This is a genomic window from Citrobacter sp. Marseille-Q5395, assembly GCF_947057495.1.
Taxonomy (GTDB): domain Bacteria; phylum Pseudomonadota; class Gammaproteobacteria; order Enterobacterales; family Enterobacteriaceae; genus Citrobacter; species Citrobacter murliniae.
Map to the genome: position 1 here is coordinate 1 of NZ_CAMSEL010000001.1, position 15347 is coordinate 15347.

16 protein-coding genes and 1 other annotated feature are annotated in these 15347 nt (G+C 49.7%); of the genes, 8 read left to right on the forward strand and 8 right to left on the reverse strand.

The window, feature by feature from the left end; all coding sequences use genetic code 11:
• Positions 1–434: 434 nt before the first annotated feature.
• The 3 genes from clpB to rluD form a co-directional block, all read right to left on the reverse strand.
• Positions 435–3008 (reverse strand): ATP-dependent chaperone ClpB, encoded by a 2574-nt coding sequence (gene clpB / locus OH663_RS00005; protein WP_045446336.1) that lies wholly within the window; start codon positions 3006–3008, stop codon positions 435–437.
• Positions 3009–3137: 129 nt separating this feature from the next.
• Positions 3138–3869 (reverse strand): purine nucleoside phosphorylase YfiH, encoded by a 732-nt coding sequence (gene yfiH / locus OH663_RS00010; protein ID WP_045446338.1) that lies wholly within the window; start codon positions 3867–3869, stop codon positions 3138–3140.
• Positions 3866–4846 (reverse strand): 23S rRNA pseudouridine(1911/1915/1917) synthase RluD, encoded by a 981-nt coding sequence (rluD, locus tag OH663_RS00015; RefSeq protein ID WP_045446340.1) that lies wholly within the window; start codon positions 4844–4846, stop codon positions 3866–3868. Before rluD ends, yfiH begins: the two co-directional genes overlap by 4 nt.
• A gap of 131 nt (positions 4847–4977) precedes the next feature.
• Between rluD and bamD the strand changes: the two genes are divergently transcribed.
• The 4 genes from bamD (at position 4978) to pheA (ending at position 7734) form a co-directional block, all read left to right on the forward strand.
• Positions 4978–5715 (forward strand): outer membrane protein assembly factor BamD, encoded by a 738-nt coding sequence (gene bamD / locus OH663_RS00020; protein ID WP_136345265.1) that lies wholly within the window; start codon positions 4978–4980, stop codon positions 5713–5715.
• A gap of 269 nt (positions 5716–5984) precedes the next feature.
• Positions 5985–6323: a ribosome-associated translation inhibitor RaiA gene (raiA, locus tag OH663_RS00025; RefSeq protein WP_200012270.1), complete on the forward strand. Its 339-nt coding sequence runs from the start codon at positions 5985–5987 to the stop codon at positions 6321–6323.
• Positions 6324–6425: 102 nt separating this feature from the next.
• Positions 6426–6551, forward strand: a sequence feature (Phe leader region).
• On the forward strand, positions 6427–6474 hold the full coding sequence (gene pheL / locus OH663_RS00030; protein ID WP_100250063.1) for a pheA operon leader peptide PheL: 48 nt from the start codon (positions 6427–6429) through the stop codon (positions 6472–6474). (Overlaps the previous feature by 48 nt.)
• Before the next feature lie 22 nt (positions 6552–6573).
• Positions 6574–7734 (forward strand): bifunctional chorismate mutase/prephenate dehydratase, encoded by a 1161-nt coding sequence (gene pheA / locus OH663_RS00035; protein ID WP_045446349.1) that lies wholly within the window; start codon positions 6574–6576, stop codon positions 7732–7734.
• Between the two features lie 100 nt (positions 7735–7834).
• On the opposite strand, the gene tyrA is transcribed toward pheA, so the two are convergent.
• Together tyrA and aroF are read right to left on the reverse strand one after the other, a co-directional pair.
• Positions 7835–8956, reverse strand: a complete 1122-nt coding sequence (gene tyrA / locus OH663_RS00040) for a bifunctional chorismate mutase/prephenate dehydrogenase (RefSeq protein WP_045446352.1) — start codon at positions 8954–8956, stop codon at positions 7835–7837.
• A gap of 10 nt (positions 8957–8966) precedes the next feature.
• Positions 8967–10037: a 3-deoxy-7-phosphoheptulonate synthase AroF gene (gene aroF / locus OH663_RS00045; RefSeq protein WP_045446355.1), complete on the reverse strand. Its 1071-nt coding sequence runs from the start codon at positions 10035–10037 to the stop codon at positions 8967–8969.
• 217 nt (positions 10038–10254) lie between these two features.
• Between aroF and OH663_RS00050 the strand changes: the two genes are divergently transcribed.
• The 4 genes from OH663_RS00050 to OH663_RS00065 all read left to right on the forward strand — a co-directional run bounded on the left by OH663_RS00050 (position 10255) and on the right by OH663_RS00065 (position 13019).
• Entirely contained in the window at positions 10255–10629 is a 375-nt protein-coding gene (locus tag OH663_RS00050) for a DUF2799 domain-containing protein (protein ID WP_045446358.1), read from the forward strand.
• Positions 10630–10786: 157 nt separating this feature from the next.
• Positions 10787–11305 (forward strand): regulatory sequestration protein YfiR, encoded by a 519-nt coding sequence (gene yfiR / locus OH663_RS00055; RefSeq protein ID WP_045446360.1) that lies wholly within the window; start codon positions 10787–10789, stop codon positions 11303–11305.
• Complete coding sequence (dgcN, locus tag OH663_RS00060) at positions 11298–12524, forward strand: diguanylate cyclase DgcN/YfiN (protein WP_045446363.1); 1227 nt, start codon at positions 11298–11300, stop codon at positions 12522–12524. The genes yfiR and dgcN overlap by 8 nt, the downstream gene beginning before the upstream one ends.
• Positions 12525–12536: 12 nt before the next feature.
• Positions 12537–13019 (forward strand): OmpA family protein, encoded by a 483-nt coding sequence (locus OH663_RS00065; RefSeq protein ID WP_045446366.1) that lies wholly within the window; start codon positions 12537–12539, stop codon positions 13017–13019.
• 3 nt (positions 13020–13022) lie between these two features.
• On the opposite strand, the gene OH663_RS00070 is transcribed toward OH663_RS00065, so the two are convergent.
• The 3 genes from OH663_RS00070 to rplS form a co-directional block, all read right to left on the reverse strand.
• Entirely contained in the window at positions 13023–14384 is a 1362-nt protein-coding gene (locus tag OH663_RS00070; protein ID WP_200012273.1) for a PepSY-associated TM helix domain-containing protein, read from the reverse strand.
• A 63-nt stretch (positions 14385–14447) separates the two neighbouring features.
• A complete protein-coding gene (locus OH663_RS00075) occupies positions 14448–14858 on the reverse strand; it encodes a DUF2946 domain-containing protein (RefSeq protein ID WP_404842369.1) in 411 nt (136 codons plus the stop codon).
• Positions 14859–14992: 134 nt separating this feature from the next.
• Complete coding sequence (gene rplS / locus OH663_RS00080; protein ID WP_004104634.1) at positions 14993–15340, reverse strand: 50S ribosomal protein L19; 348 nt, start codon at positions 15338–15340, stop codon at positions 14993–14995.
• Positions 15341–15347: the final 7 nt, after the last annotated feature.

A 15347-nucleotide genomic window follows, 5' to 3' on the forward strand; every position in this document is an offset into this window, starting at 1 on the left:
GAATTAAACTTCGTAATGAATTACGTGTTCACTCAGAGACTTGGTATTCATTTTTCGTCTTGCGACGTTAAGAATCCGTATCATTGAGTGCCCACACAGATTGTCTGATAAATTGTTAAAGAGCAGTTGCGACGCGCTTTAGCGCTCTGTCGCGAGGTCCCGTATAATACGTTTTCCTCATTCAGAGTCAAGCATTTATTTTTGCTTTTCTCTGCGAAGTTCTCAGTGGAACCCCGCTGACCCGGCGGCCTGTAGTCCGTTGTTCCGTGTCAGTGGAGGCGCATTATAGGGAGTTATTTCAGGCTGACAAGTTAAAAATATAAAAAACCTATCAATCGATTACTTTTCAATCAATATGTGTGATACAAACCCATTAGAGCCTTCTTTTTAAACAAAAACGGGTCCTGACGGACCCGTTTTTGATGTTTTGCGGCTTACTGCACTGCCACAATACGATCGTCATTCACTTCCAGGCGAATCGTTTTGCCCGGCATCAGCTCACCAGACAGGATTTGCTGTGCCAGCGGGTTTTCGATCTGCTGCTGAATAGCACGTTTCAATGGACGCGCCCCGTAAACAGGATCGTAGCCATTCGCACTCAGCAGTTTAAGCGCCTCATCAGAAATGTGGATTTCATAGCCACGTTCTTCCAGACGTTTGTACAGACGCTGCAACTGAATCTGGGCAATAGATGCAATGTGTTGTTCCCCAAGAGGATGGAATACAACAACTTCATCTATACGGTTGATGAATTCCGGACGGAAGTTTTGGCTCACAACTCCCAGCACCAGATCTTTCATATGGCCGTAATCGAGTTCACCGAAACGTTCCTGAATCAAGTCTGAACCGAGGTTAGAGGTCATAATCACTACCGTATTACGGAAGTCAACCGTTCTCCCCTGCCCGTCAGTCAGGCGGCCGTCATCAAGTACCTGCAGCAGAATATTGAACACATCCGGATGCGCCTTTTCAACTTCATCCAGCAAAATGACCGAATAAGGACGACGACGCACTGCTTCCGTCAGGTATCCTCCTTCTTCATAACCGACATATCCCGGAGGCGCCCCTACCAGACGAGACACAGAGTGTTTCTCCATAAACTCGGACATATCGATACGTACCATTGCGTCATCGCTGTCGAACATAAAGTTGGCCAGCGCTTTGCACAATTCAGTTTTACCCACACCGGTTGGTCCAAGGAACAGGAACGAACCAATCGGGCGATTAGGGTCGGACAGCCCAGCACGGCTACGGCGAATAGCGTTAGAAACAGCTTCGACCGCCTCATTCTGCCCAATGACGCGACTATGCAGTTCCTGCTCCATCCGCAGCAGTTTTTCACGTTCACCTTCCAGCATTCTGGCGACCGGGATCCCCGTCCAGCGCGCCAGCACTTCAGCAATTTCCGCATCAGTCACTTTATTACGCAACAGACGCATCGTTTTGCCTTCGGACTGGGTAGCTGCTTCCAGCTGTTTTTCCAGCTCAGGAATTTTACCGTATTGTAATTCGGACATCCGCGCCAGGTCGCCAACACGACGAGCCTGTTCAATCGCGATTTTCGCCTGCTCCAGTTCAGCCTTGATGGTTTGCGTTCCGGAGAGTGACGCTTTTTCCGCTTTCCATTCTTCTTCTAACTCAGAATACTGACGTTCTTTCTCGTCCAGCTCTTCGTTGAGCATATCAAGGCGTTTCTTGCTCGCCTCATCAGACTCTTTCATCAACGCCTGCTGCTCCAGTTTCAACTGGATAATTCGGCGGTCGAGTCGGTCCAGTTCTTCCGGCTTGGAGTCAATCTGCATACGAATGCTGGACGCGGCTTCATCGATCAGATCGATGGCTTTATCCGGTAACTGACGGTCAGCGATATAGCGATGGGACAGCGTCGCTGCAGCAACAATTGCCGGGTCAGTTATCTGCACGTGGTGGTGCAGTTCATAACGTTCTTTCAAACCACGCAGAATGGCAATGGTGTCTTCTACTGAAGGCTCAGCGACAAACACTTTCTGGAAACGACGCTCCAGCGCAGCATCTTTTTCGATATACTGACGATATTCATCGAGCGTCGTGGCACCCACGCAGTGAAGTTCCCCACGCGCCAGCGCTGGTTTCAGCATGTTCCCGGCATCCATTGCGCCATCCGCTTTACCTGCACCTACCATAGTATGCAATTCATCGATAAACAGAATGACGTTGCCTTCCTGTTTCGAAAGATCGTTCAGAACACCTTTCAGACGTTCTTCAAACTCACCACGATATTTCGCCCCAGCCACCAGCGCGCCCATATCCAGCGCCAGTACGCGACGGCCTTTTAAACCTTCTGGCACCTCACCATTAATGATTCGCTGAGCAAGGCCTTCAACGATTGCCGTCTTACCGACACCAGGCTCACCAATTAATACCGGGTTGTTTTTAGTACGACGTTGCAGTACCTGAATGGTACGACGAATTTCTTCATCACGCCCAATAACCGGATCGAGCTTGCCCTGTTCGGCACGTTCGGTCAGATCAACAGTATATTTTTTCAAGGCTTGACGTTGGTCTTCAGCCCCCTGGTCGTTCACGCTTTCACCTCCACGCATCTGTTCAATTGCCTGAGTGATATTGGCGGTCGTCGCCCCCGCTGATTTTAATAAATCTGTCAGCGTACCGCGCGACTCAAGCGCCGCCAGAACGAACAGTTCTGACGAAATAAAGTTGTCCCCACGCTTTTGCGCCAGCTTGTCGCAAAGATTCAGTACACGCACCAGTTCTTGAGAAGGCTGCACATCACCGCCGGTACCTTCTACCTGCGGTAAACGGCTCAACGCCTGATCAATAGCTGTACGTAACTGGCCGGCATTAATGCCAGCAGACGTTAATAAAGGACGTACCGATCCCCCTTCCTGATTCAGCAAGGCGCTCATTAGATGAAGTGGTTCGATGAATTGGTTGTCGTGCCCCAATGCGAGTGACTGGGCATCGGCAAGAGCAAGCTGGAATTTATTAGTAAGACGATCCAGACGCATAACTCCTCCCATAACAGGTCAAAATTGCTACTGGAGATTAAATGAGGTCATCCCTCAATTATTCAAGGTGAATGACCTGAATTATGTGAAAAGAAAATTACGCGTACCGGATCGTCTTGATTCTTTAGGTTATATCAGCCAAATAAAACTTGCCATACGACCCGTGGTATTGTCGCGACGATAAGAGAAGAAAGTCTCACTTTCGCTGAAGGTGCAATGGTCGCCTCCGTAGAGGTTCTCAACCCCGACATTTGCCAGACGCTGGCGCGCTAGTTGATAGATATCTGCCAAATACTTTTCACCGCGAGCCTGAAATGCGCTTTCCGCTTGCGGATCTATTGCCATAAACGCTTCGCGGACTTCTGGTCCCACCTCAAAAGCGTTCGGGCCAATCGCCGGCCCTAACCAGGCAATAATGTTTTCAGGTTTATCAGTAAAACACGACACCGTCTCTTCCAGGACACCCGCACATAGCCCGCGCCAGCCCGCATGGGCCGCCGCGACTTCCGTTCCTGCTCGGTTACAGAACAGCACTGGCAAACAGTCCGCCGTCATCACCGCACATACGGTGCCTGGCGTATTGCTCCAGGAGGCATCTGCACGCTTTGAAGAGTAAGGCCCGCCGCTAAGCTTGAGGACATCTTTACCATGAACCTGTTCTAGCCAGACGGGTTTCGAAGGCAGATTGCCCGCAGCAAACAGCCGATTGCGGTTCTCTTCAACATGCTCCGGGTTATCGCCGCAATGGGCCCCCAGATTCAGCGAATCATAAGGCGGCATACTGACACCGCCAATACGTGTAGAACTACAGGCTGCGACGCCTTGTGGCAGCGGCCACTGCGGGACAATTAGCTTACTCATAACCAGGCAACATCATCCTTATGTTCTTCGAAATCGGCACGCATCACCGCGATCAGATCAACCATATCTTGTGGAATCGGCGCGTGCCATTCCATTTCGATACCAGAGATCGGGTGATACAGGCGTAGCATGGTGGCATGCAGTGCCTGACGATCAAATTTACGCAGCGTAGAAATGAATTCGTCCGATGCGCCTTTCGGTGGGCGTGGACGACCACCGTAAACCTGATCGCCCACCAACGGATGGGTGATATGCGCCATGTGCACGCGGATCTGGTGCGTACGTCCGGTTTCCAGACGCAGCCGCAGACGCGTGTGCACACGGAAGTGCTCCATAATACGATAGTGAGTCACCGCCGGTTTACCCATTGGATGGACTGACATATGCGTACGTTTGGTTGGATGACGACTGATCGGTTCTTCAACCGTACCACCCGCAGTCATATGACCGATTGCCACAGCCTCATATTCACGCGTGATTTCACGCAGCTGCAACGACTCTACCAGACGCGTTTGTGCCGGAACGGTTTTTGCCACCACCATTAATCCGGTCGTGTCTTTATCCAGGCGGTGCACAATACCGGCCCGCGGAACATCCGCGATTGGCGGGTAGTAATGCAGTAACGCATTCAGTACCGTACCATCCGGATTACCGGCGCCCGGATGTACCACGAGGTCACGTGGTTTGTTGATGACAAGAATGTCATCATCTTCATAAACGATATCCAACGGGATATCCTGAGCTTCAAAACGGACTTCTTCATCAATTTCAGCATTGATGGAGACTCGTTCTCCACCTAACACTTTTTCTTTCGGTTTATCGCAAAGATGACCATTTACCAGCACGCGCTGATCGAGGATCCATTCTTTTATGCGTGAACGCGAATAATCAGGGAACAATTCGGCCAAAGCCTGATCTAAGCGTTGACCGAGCTGATTTTCGGAGACTGTTGCGGTGAGTTCTACTCGTTGTGCCATAAACTGCTTCTTCGTTTAACGTTGGGTTTTACGGCTTTGCCGTTTAATATAGTGTGCTATTGTAGCTGGTCTTAACCGGGAGCAGGAACAGAGAATCTCCCGTAAAACATTTTGAGGAAAGTCAAAACGTCATGACGCGCATGAAATATCTGGTGGCAGCAGCCACGTTGAGCCTGTTTTTGGCGGGTTGCTCTGGTTCAAAGGAAGAGGTGCCCGATAATCCGCCAAATGAAATCTACGCGACTGCTCAGCAAAAGCTGCAGGACGGTAACTGGAAACAGGCAATAACGCAATTGGAAGCGTTGGATAACCGTTATCCATTTGGACCGTATTCTCAGCAGGTGCAATTAGATCTCATCTACGCCTACTACAAAAACGCCGATCTGCCACTTGCTCAGGCTGCTATCGATCGTTTTATCCGCCTGAACCCGACACATCCTAACATTGATTACGTCATGTACATGCGTGGCCTGACCAATATGGCGTTGGATGATAGCGCACTGCAAGGATTCTTTGGTGTCGATCGCAGCGATCGCGATCCTCAGCATGCCCGAGCTGCGTTTAATGACTTTTCCAAACTGGTACGCGGTTATCCGAATAGCCAGTACACGACGGATGCCACCAAACGACTGGTCTTCCTGAAAGATCGCCTGGCGAAGTATGAGTACTCCGTTGCTGAATACTACACTGCTCGTGGCGCATGGGTTGCAGTTGTGAACCGAGTGGAAGGAATGCTGCGCGATTTCCCGGATACACAGGCAACACGTGATGCTCTACCGTTGATGGAAAACGCCTATCGCCAGATGCAGATGAATGCACAGGCCGAAAAAGTGGCGAAAATTATTGCCGCCAACAGCAGCAACACCTGATTTATCTGTAAATGCAAAACGGCAGCCTTTGGGCTGCCGTTTTTTTATCCGTTGACGCTGTAACTGAAGCGGTTTAGCTGCAACGCATCCAGTCAAATATGGCCTGCTTTCAGGTATTCCTCAAGTAATAAATCACCTGTTCCTGCGGTGCCTCACAAAAAGGTTTTCTTGACAAAAAGCGACAAAAAAATGTGATTTAAATCACACATTTTGACATTAGGAACGGTATGCTGGAATCACCAAGACGGGAAAGACAAGAGGTAAAATTTATGACAATGAACATTACCAGTAAACAAATGGAAATTACTCCGGCAATTCGCCAGCATGTCGCAGACCGTCTCGCCAAATTAGATAAATGGCAAACTCATCTGATTAATCCACATATCGTCCTGTCCAAGGAGCCACAGGGTTTCATTGCTGATGCCACCATCAATACACCGAACGGACATCTGGTCGCCAGCGCAAAACACGAAGATATGTACACCGCAATTAACGATTTGATCAACAGGCTGGAACGGCAGCTCAATAAAGTGCAGCACAAAGGCGAAGCCCGTCGTGCAACAACTTCAGTAAAAGACGCCAACTTCGTCGAAGCAGAAGAAGAGTAGTCCCTTACATTGAGTGTATCGCCAACGCGCCTTCGGGCGCGTTTTTTGTTGACAGGGTGAAAACAGTACAGGTACTTTACTGTCGTAGCCAAAGGAAAATTACATGAAACTTGTCCCGTTCTTCTTCGCATTCTTTTTTACCTTCCCCTGAATGGGAGGCGTTTCGTCGTGTGATAAAGAATGCGAAGACGAACAATAAGGCCTCCCACAACGGGGGGCCTTTTTTATTGATAACAAGAAAGGCAACACTATGACATCGGAAAACCCGTTACTGGCGCTGCGAGAGAAGATAAGCACGCTGGATGAAAAATTACTGGCTTTGCTGGCTGAGCGACGTGGACTGGCCGTAGAAGTCGGCAAAGCTAAGCTGCTTTCTCATCGTCCGGTTCGCGATATTGACCGCGAACGTGATCTGTTAGACCGGTTGATTCAGCTTGGTAAAACACATCACCTCGACGCACACTACATCACCCGACTGTTCCAGCTCATCATCGAAGACTCCGTACTCACCCAACAGGCGCTCCTTCAGCAGCATCTGAACAAGATCAACCCACACTCAGCACGGGTCGCTTTTCTGGGGCCAAAAGGCTCGTATTCTCACCTTGCAGCACGTCAGTATGCTGCACGCCACTTTGAGCAGTTTATTGAGAGCGGCTGCGCAAAATTTGCCGATATTTTCAACCAGGTAGAAACAGGGCAAGCCGACTACGCGGTGGTACCGATTGAAAACACCAGTTCCGGTGCGATCAACGATGTCTACGACCTCCTGCAACATACCAGCCTTTCTATCGTGGGGGAGATGACGATCACTATCGACCACTGTGTGCTGGTTTCCGGTACTGCGGATCTAAATAGCATTGAAACCGTGTACAGCCACCCGCAACCGTTCCAGCAGTGCAGCAAGTTTCTCAACCGCTATCCACACTGGAAGATCGAGTATACAGAAAGCACCTCTGCAGCAATGGAAAAGGTCGCGCAGGCCAACTCACCACACGTAGCGGCTCTTGGAAGCGAGGCCGGTGGCGTACTGCATGGTCTGCAGGTCCTCGCACATATTGAAGCCAATCAGTCGCAAAATATTACCCGTTTTGTCGTGCTGGCACGCAAGGCAATAAATGTTTCCGACCAGGTTCCGGCGAAAACCACGCTGCTAATGGCGACGGGTCAGCAGGCTGGTGCGCTGGTTGAAGCGCTCCTGGTGCTGCGTAACCATAATCTGATAATGACTAAACTGGAATCACGCCCGATTCACGGCAATCCGTGGGAAGAGATGTTTTATCTCGATATACAGGCCAATCTGGAATCACCAGAGATGCAAAAAGCATTGAAGGAGCTGGGGGAAATTACCCGTTCGATGAAAGTACTTGGCTGTTATCCAAGTGAGAATGTAGTGCCAGTCAATCCGAGCTAAAGTGTGACAATGCCGGATAGCGCTACGCTAATCCGGCCTACGATTCATACAATTTTGTAGGCCGGATAAGACGCGTAAGCGTTGCCATCCGGCATTTTACTTACTGGCGACTGTCGTTAGCCTGGCGCAACAGAGTACGGCTTTCACTCTGAAAACGTTTAGCATAATCACCAAACCAGTGTTCAACCTTACGGAAGCTGTCGATAAAGGCCTGCTTGTCCCCCTGTTCCAGTAAACCAATCGCTTCGCCAAAACGTTTGTAATAACGTTTGATCAGCGCGAGGTTACTCTCTGAAGACATAATAATATCGGCATACAACTGCGGATCCTGGGCAAACAGCCGTCCGACCATCGCCAGTTCAAGGCGGTAGATCGGTGAAGAGAGCGCCAGCAACTGCTCCAGTTGCACATTCTCCTCTGCTAAATGCAAGCCGTAAGCAAACGTCGCAAAATGACGCAACGCCTGGATAAAGGCCATATTCTGGTCATGCTCAACGGCGCTAATCCGATGTAGCCGCGCGCCCCAGACCTGAATCTGTTCCAGGAACCACTGATAAGCTTCCGGCTGACGTCCGTCACACCACACAACCACCTGCTTTGCCAGGCTGCCGCTGTCCGGGCCAAACATCGGATGTAAACCCACTACGGGACCATCGTGCGCCGCCAGCATCGCCTGCAGCGGGCCATTTTTCACCGAGGCCAGATCGACCAGGATACAGTCAGCAGGCAAGCGCGGTAATTTCGCAATAACCTGCTCCGTGACGTGAATTGGCACACTGACAATCACCATTCCGGCGTCAGCCACAATTTCCTGCGCACGATCCCAGTCCTGCTGTTCGAGAATACGCACCTGATAACCCGACAGGGTGAGCATTTTTTCAAACAGCCGCCCCATCTGACCGCCGCCACCGACGATCACCACCGGACGCAGAGAAGGACAAAGCGTTTTAAAGCCTTTGTCATTCTCGCTGGAGTAAGACTCGCGCATTACCCGACGTAAAACATCTTCAATAAGATCTGGAGGGACTCCGAGCGCTTCTGCCTCCGCACGGCGCGAAGCCAGCATAGATGCCTCGCGCTCAGGTACGTAGATCGGTAGCCCAAAGCGGCTTTTAACTTCGCCGACTTCAGCAACCAGTTCCAGACGGCGCGCAAGTAAATCCAGCAGCGCCTTATCCACTTCATCAATTTGATCGCGCAACGCGGTCAATTCAGCAACCATAACTAACCTCTTAAACCAGGCGCGTCGCCAGATGGCCGTTCAAGTCTTTGCTAATTTCACGCAACAACGCGTCCGTCATTTCCCAGCTAATGCAGGCGTCAGTTACAGAGACGCCGTATTTCATTTCACTGCGCGGTTGCTCGGAGGACTGGTTGCCTTCGTGAATATTACTTTCAATCATCAGGCCGATGATTGAACGGTTGCCATCTTTAATTTGAGCAACCACAGACTCAGCCACGGCTGGCTGACGACGGTAATCTTTATTGGAGTTACCATGACTGCAATCTACCATCAGTGAAGGCCGCAGTCCCGCCTGCTCCATCTCTTTTTCGCACTGTGCTACGTCTGCCGGACTGTAATTCGGCGCTTTACCGCCACGCAGGATCACATGGCCATCCGGGTTACCCTGGGTTTGCAGCAATGCAACCTGCCCTGCCTGGTTAATGCCAACAAAGCGGTGCGACTGCGCAGCTGCGCGCATGGCATTGATTGCTGTCGCCAGGCTGCCGTCAGTTCCGTTTTTAAAGCCTACCGGCATGGACAAACCCGAAGCCATTTCACGGTGAGTCTGCGATTCAGTCGTACGCGCACCAATAGCTGACCAGCTAAACAGATCGCCCAGGTATTGCGGACTGTTTGGATCTAATGCTTCCGTTGCCAGCGGCAGCCCCATATTAACCAGCTCAAGCAGCAGTTGACGCGCAATCTTCAGGCCTGCTTCTACATCAAAAGAGCCATCCATATGAGGATCGTTAATCAACCCTTTCCAGCCGACGGTGGTACGGGGTTTTTCAAAATAAACGCGCATCACCAAATAGAGGCTATCGCTGACCTCTGCGGCAAGGGTCTTAAATCGACGAGCATATTCAAGAGCAGTTTCAGGGTCGTGAATTGAGCAAGGACCACATACCACCAACAGACGCGGATCGCGACCCGCTATAATGTCAGAAATGGTTTTGCGCGATTGAGCAATTTGCTCCTCTTGCGCCAGGCTCAACGGGAATTCCGTTTTGAGTTGTTCCGGGGTCATCAGAACCTGTTCGTCGGTGATATGTACGTTGTTCAGCGCGTCTTTTTGCATGGTGGTGATCCTGTTTAGCTCGTTTGCGATAGTGTCCTCTGCGAGGAGGAGATAACGATAACATAACAGGTAAAGATTTCAATCCACAATCCGTAAATTTTAATTTACACCACTACATTTTAACGCAAAAAACTGGCCTACGGATGTACATTTAAATTTACACCCCTCATGTTTCAGATCCACTATGCTTTTTTAATAAACCCAGGGAGTACAGGCAATGAAGCAACTCATCAGCACCCTATTTGTATTATTTCTTAGCGGCTGCCAGATAGATCCTTATACCCACGCCCCCACATGGACCAGTACCGACTGGTACGATGCGGGGATACAAGACTCTATTTCGGGTAATGTCATTAAAGATAATGAAATACTTGCCGACAACTACAATGATCCAGAGGTCGATCGTCCACAATATCTTAAGGGTTATGCCGAGGGACAAAGAAAAATCTGTCAGCCAGACTTTGTCTATGCACGAGGATTGAGCGGAAAAACCTTCCCCCCAGCTTGCGATACTGTCGAGAATGTCAGCCAATTACACAGTGCCTGGCAAAAAGGAGCAAACGAGGGAGCTGCCTCAACAAGATTAAATTAAACAAAGACTTACAATTCACTAATCACTGAGGTTTAGCTTAGGTCGTCAATATTAGCCCTCCAGATATAATGACGCCCTGAAAAAATAATGTTATTTTGCTACAAACAATCGCCAATTTATTTCGACGTATACAGCTGACGCTAGTAGGTAACATCTCATGAGCTTTTCTTATCGACTCATACTTCTACTGGCACTGCTCATGACCGGGTTACCGCTGTTTGCCCAAAGCATGACTGAAGAAGCAAAATCTGTACGTTCAATGGTTGCCGGCATCGTCAGTTACACTCGCTGGCCAGCACTTTCAGGTCCACCAAAACTGTGTATTTTCTCTTCATCACGTTTTTCCAGCGTACTGCAAGATACCAGTTCTGCGGCGTTGCCTTATCTTCCCGTCATTGTTCATACGGACCAGGAAGTTTTAGTTGCACAGTGTGATGGTTTTTATTTTGGTAAAGAATCGCCTACATACCAGGTGGAATTAAAGAATAAATATCCATCTAAGGCATTGTTATTAATTGCTGAACAGAATACTGAATGCGTTATTGGTAGCGCCTTCTGCCTCATAATTAATGATAAAGACGTAAGATTTTCCGTAAATATGGATGCCCTGTCGCGCAGCGGTGTAAGGGTTAGTCCAGACGTATTGATGCTGGCACGGAATAATAAGCATGGATAAGGGTATTTCTCCCATAAAACGCCCGACGTTTAAACGGACATTACGGCGTATCAGCATAATCAGCGTTCTGGTAACAATGACGCTGATCTGGCTGCTGCTTAGCATTTCTTCCGTGTTAGCTTTGAAGCAATATGCGCAAAAAAATCTGGATTTGACCGCCGCGACTATGACTCACTCGCTTGAAGCCGCGTTAGTCTTTTCTGATGGCTTTGCCGCAACAGAAACACTGGCTGCACTGGGGAAACAAGGGCAATTTTCAGTTGCCGAAGTACGCAACCAGGATCAAAAAGTGATCGCCACCTGGCGCTATGACGCACAGGATACAACAGACAAAATCAGCGGACTGATAAGCCACTGGCTTTTCCCACAACCGGTTACTCAGCCCATTATGCACAATGGCAACGTTATCGGTGAAGTATGCGTGGTTGCGCGCGATAGCGTGATCAGCCATTTTATTTATTTGTCATTAGCCGTTCTTACCGGATGCATTTTATTGGCATCGGGTATTGCATTAATGCTCACTCGCTATTTACACAACGGCGTTGTGGAGGCTCTGCAGAATATTACTGAAGTGGTGCATGATGTTCGTACTAACCGTAACTTCTCGCGACGAGTTTCAGAAGAACGTATTGAAGAGTTTCATCTTTTTGCTCAAGACTTTAATAGTCTGCTGGATGAGATGGAAGAATGGCAGCTACGGCTCCAGGCCAAGAATGCACAACTATTGCGTACCGCACTGCATGACCCTCTTACCGGTCTTGCTAATCGGGCCGCATTTCGTAACAGCATTAACGCCCTGATGAACGACAAAGACGCTCACGGTAGTTCGGCGTTGTTATTCCTCGATGGTGATAACTTTAAATTTATTAATGACACCTGGGGGCATGCTGCAGGCGATCGGGTTCTGATTGAAGTCGCCAAAAGACTGGCCGAATTTGGTGGCAATCGCCATCAACCGTACCGTCTGGGAGGGGATGAATTTGCCATGGTGTTGTACAGCGTTCATTCAGAACACGAAGTTGAGCACATTTGTACCGCACTGTCGCAAGAGTTTAACCGACCTTTTGACCTTGATAATGGTCATCTGGCAAGCATGACGCTAAGCATCGGTTTTGCGCTGACGTGGGAACATGCCTCTGCTGAAAAATTACAAGAACTGGCCGATCACAATATGTATCAGGCGAAACATTTGCGTTCTCAACGCATAATTAAAAAATAAGGAATTACACACATGCTGAAACGTCTATTATCCCCGTTTATTTTGATAATGCTGATTCTGGCAGGCTGTCAGGCTCCTCAGGGTAAATTTACACCTGAACAAATTGCAGCCATGAAATCATACGGGTTTACTGAAGCTTCGGGAGACTGGTCTCTGGGTCTGTCCGATACCATCCTGTTTGATAAAAACGACTATAAACTCCGCCCTGAAAGTGAAAAACAGATCCAGGAAATGGCATCCAAACTGGCTGCTACCGGCTTGAACCACGCTCGTCTGGATGGTCATACCGACAACTATGGTGAAGACAGCTACAATGAGGCTCTGTCACTCAAGCGTGCTAACGTAGTTGCAGATGCCTGGGCTCAGGGTGCTAACATCCCCAGAACTAATCTGACGACGCAGGGACTGGGTAAAAAATACCCGATCGCCAGTAACCAGACGTCAAAAGGTCGTGCCGAAAACCGCCGTGTTGCGGTGGTTATCAGCACGCCTTAATCATCACTCGGCTGACTGCGCCAGAACAGTATGCGAAGCACTGAACCAGCGCAGCCAGTCAATTGCTATAAAAAACAAAAGACTAATACCTGCAACTGGCATCAAGGCCCCCAGAACAATCGCCACCGCCAGCACAGCAAATCGCCCTTTCCCATTGAGCATCAGCCAGCACTGAACCAGCGTCTGTGCCGGGTTAACCGCTGAACGAGCGGGTCGACGAATCCACCACAGTCGATAGCCAATCACAATCATCAGGCAAAGCCCTGCACCAAAGATAATCAACAGCCATTGATTCAATTGACCAAACAGGATCCCCATATGGAAATCAACGCCCCAACGCGTCAGTTTCGCGATTAACGGGAAATCAGCAAATCGCGTCCGGTCGATTACCTGCATCGTTGTCGCATCAATAGAAACCGCATCGACCTGAGTAGGCCAACGGCGGTCAATCTCAGTGACGGTCCAACCATGCTGTGTATCTTTTGCCGGGCGGATCTCCAGCTTTTTAGCCTTTATCCCCGCCGCCTGCGCCACACGTAAAACAACATCAAACTGGTTACCGTCAATGACACTCATTGCGGACATCACCATTTCAGCGTGATGCCCGGCATGGTCATGGTGAGATTCTATGGCGCCATGGAGTTGAGTATTGACCTGCGGCGTCAGCCAGCCAAAAGCCGCGCGCATTTTATCCACATTCCCCCCAGCCCATTGTGACCAGGTCAACCCTGTAGCGGAGAACAACAACATTCCCCCCAACAGAAACCACCCCAGCACTACGTGTAAGCGACGGCTGTTTTGCACACGATTATTCAGCCTGCGTTTTGGTCGCGTAAAAAACCAAAGCGCGATGCCGCCCAGGGCCGCTATCCACATCCAGGATGCCGCCAGTTCACTATACAGACGCCCTGTATCGCCCAGCAGCAAAGAACGGTGAGCATAGTCGATCCATTGTCGCAGAGGTAAGATCCCACTGGTGCCATATACGGTCATATCCCCATTTACCGACAGCGTAACCGGGTCGATAAAAATCGCCCGGTTTTCTGAGGGGGCCAGTGTCGGATCAGCAAACATGACCCGGGTTGTTGTCCCTGGCTCCAGAGCAGGCCGTACCGCATGCACACGCAACTGATTGCCGGTTATCTGCTGCGCTTTTGCAACTTGAGCCGCCAGCGATTGCAGCTCCCCTGGTCCTGTTCCCTGAAGCGCTCGTGAGTAAATCGCTTCTTCCAACTGAGGCGTGGCGACATAGAGTGTACCGGTAAGCGCCGCTACAAAGATAAATGGTCCGACGAACAGACCGATATAGAAATGAAGGCGTCGCAGCAGGGCTACCCATGCCGCACGCGGGGTGCAGGTTGTCATACTTTTCCTTAGAAAAAGCAAAAGAGTGTCGTAGCGCTTATGCGTACAAACGTATTGTTAGAATCAGGAAAAAGCAGGCCTGCGCGGCGGCGCACGGGTATCGGGATAAAGCCAGGGGAAAAAGTGCCAGAATGTCGCTGTAGGATGCAACGGCATTTTTTTCTGAATAAGTAACACACCACACAGCAGGATCACCAGCGCCAGTATCAGCCCGGGGACATGAGCCAACAGGACACAATAGCCGCACGCTTCTCCGTGATCGACAGGCATCGTCATCGGTGCTGCACTCGAATGAGTTTCAGCGTGCTCCGCCATCATGCTCATGTCATGGTGCATACCCGGCATAGTGCTCATGGGATCTTGTTGCAAAGAGACAGAAATCAGCGGCGCAACGACGATCAACAGGATCGCAAACAACGCAAACCATGCCGCGTATCGTTGATTAATTGACTGAGAAGTTACACCAATAGCCACTGTTCCTCCGGCAACGAAGAGTCATTGTAAATGATTTATGAACTAATGGTTAACAATGTGAGTTTCAACGATATAAAAAAAGGGGCCAGCCAATTGGCCAGCCCCTTCTGTCAGGATGTCGCCTGAGCGATATCTTAGTTAAGACGCTCTTTGATACGAGCAGACTTACCAGTACGCTCACGCAGGTAGTACAGTTTAGCTTTACGAACAGCACCACGACGTTTGACAGAAATGCTGTCAACTACCGGAGAGTGAGTCTGGAAGACACGCTCAACGCCTTCGCCGTTGGAGATTTTACGAACAGTGAATGCAGAGTGCAGACCGCGGTTACGAATAGCGATAACCACGCCCTCGAATGCCTGCAGACGTTTTTTGGAACCTTCAACAACCCATACTTTCACTTCCACGGTATCACCCGGACGGAAGGAAGGTACGTCCTGCTTCATCTGTTCTTGTTCAAGTTGCTTAATAATGTTGCTCATAATTTAA

Coding starts and splice junctions, on each gene's coding strand:
- clpB (WP_045446336.1), bottom strand. CDS start 3,008: ATGCGTCTGGATCGTCTTACTAATAAATTCCAGCTTGCTCTTGCCGAT.
- yfiH (WP_045446338.1), bottom strand. CDS start 3,869: ATGAGTAAGCTAATTGTCCCGCAGTGGCCGCTGCCACAAGGCGTCGCA.
- rluD (WP_045446340.1), bottom strand. CDS start 4,846: ATGGCACAACGAGTAGAACTCACCGCAACAGTCTCCGAAAATCAGCTC.
- bamD (WP_136345265.1), top strand. CDS start 4,978: ATGACGCGCATGAAATATCTGGTGGCAGCAGCCACGTTGAGCCTGTTT.
- raiA (WP_200012270.1), top strand. CDS start 5,985: ATGACAATGAACATTACCAGTAAACAAATGGAAATTACTCCGGCAATT.
- pheA (WP_045446349.1), top strand. CDS start 6,574: ATGACATCGGAAAACCCGTTACTGGCGCTGCGAGAGAAGATAAGCACG.
- tyrA (WP_045446352.1), bottom strand. CDS start 8,956: ATGGTTGCTGAATTGACCGCGTTGCGCGATCAAATTGATGAAGTGGAT.
- aroF (WP_045446355.1), bottom strand. CDS start 10,037: ATGCAAAAAGACGCGCTGAACAACGTACATATCACCGACGAACAGGTT.
- OH663_RS00050 (WP_045446358.1), top strand. CDS start 10,255: ATGAAGCAACTCATCAGCACCCTATTTGTATTATTTCTTAGCGGCTGC.
- yfiR (WP_045446360.1), top strand. CDS start 10,787: ATGAGCTTTTCTTATCGACTCATACTTCTACTGGCACTGCTCATGACC.
- dgcN (WP_045446363.1), top strand. CDS start 11,298: ATGGATAAGGGTATTTCTCCCATAAAACGCCCGACGTTTAAACGGACA.
- OH663_RS00065 (WP_045446366.1), top strand. CDS start 12,537: ATGCTGAAACGTCTATTATCCCCGTTTATTTTGATAATGCTGATTCTG.
- OH663_RS00070 (WP_200012273.1), bottom strand. CDS start 14,384: ATGACAACCTGCACCCCGCGTGCGGCATGGGTAGCCCTGCTGCGACGC.
- rplS (WP_004104634.1), bottom strand. CDS start 15,340: ATGAGCAACATTATTAAGCAACTTGAACAAGAACAGATGAAGCAGGAC.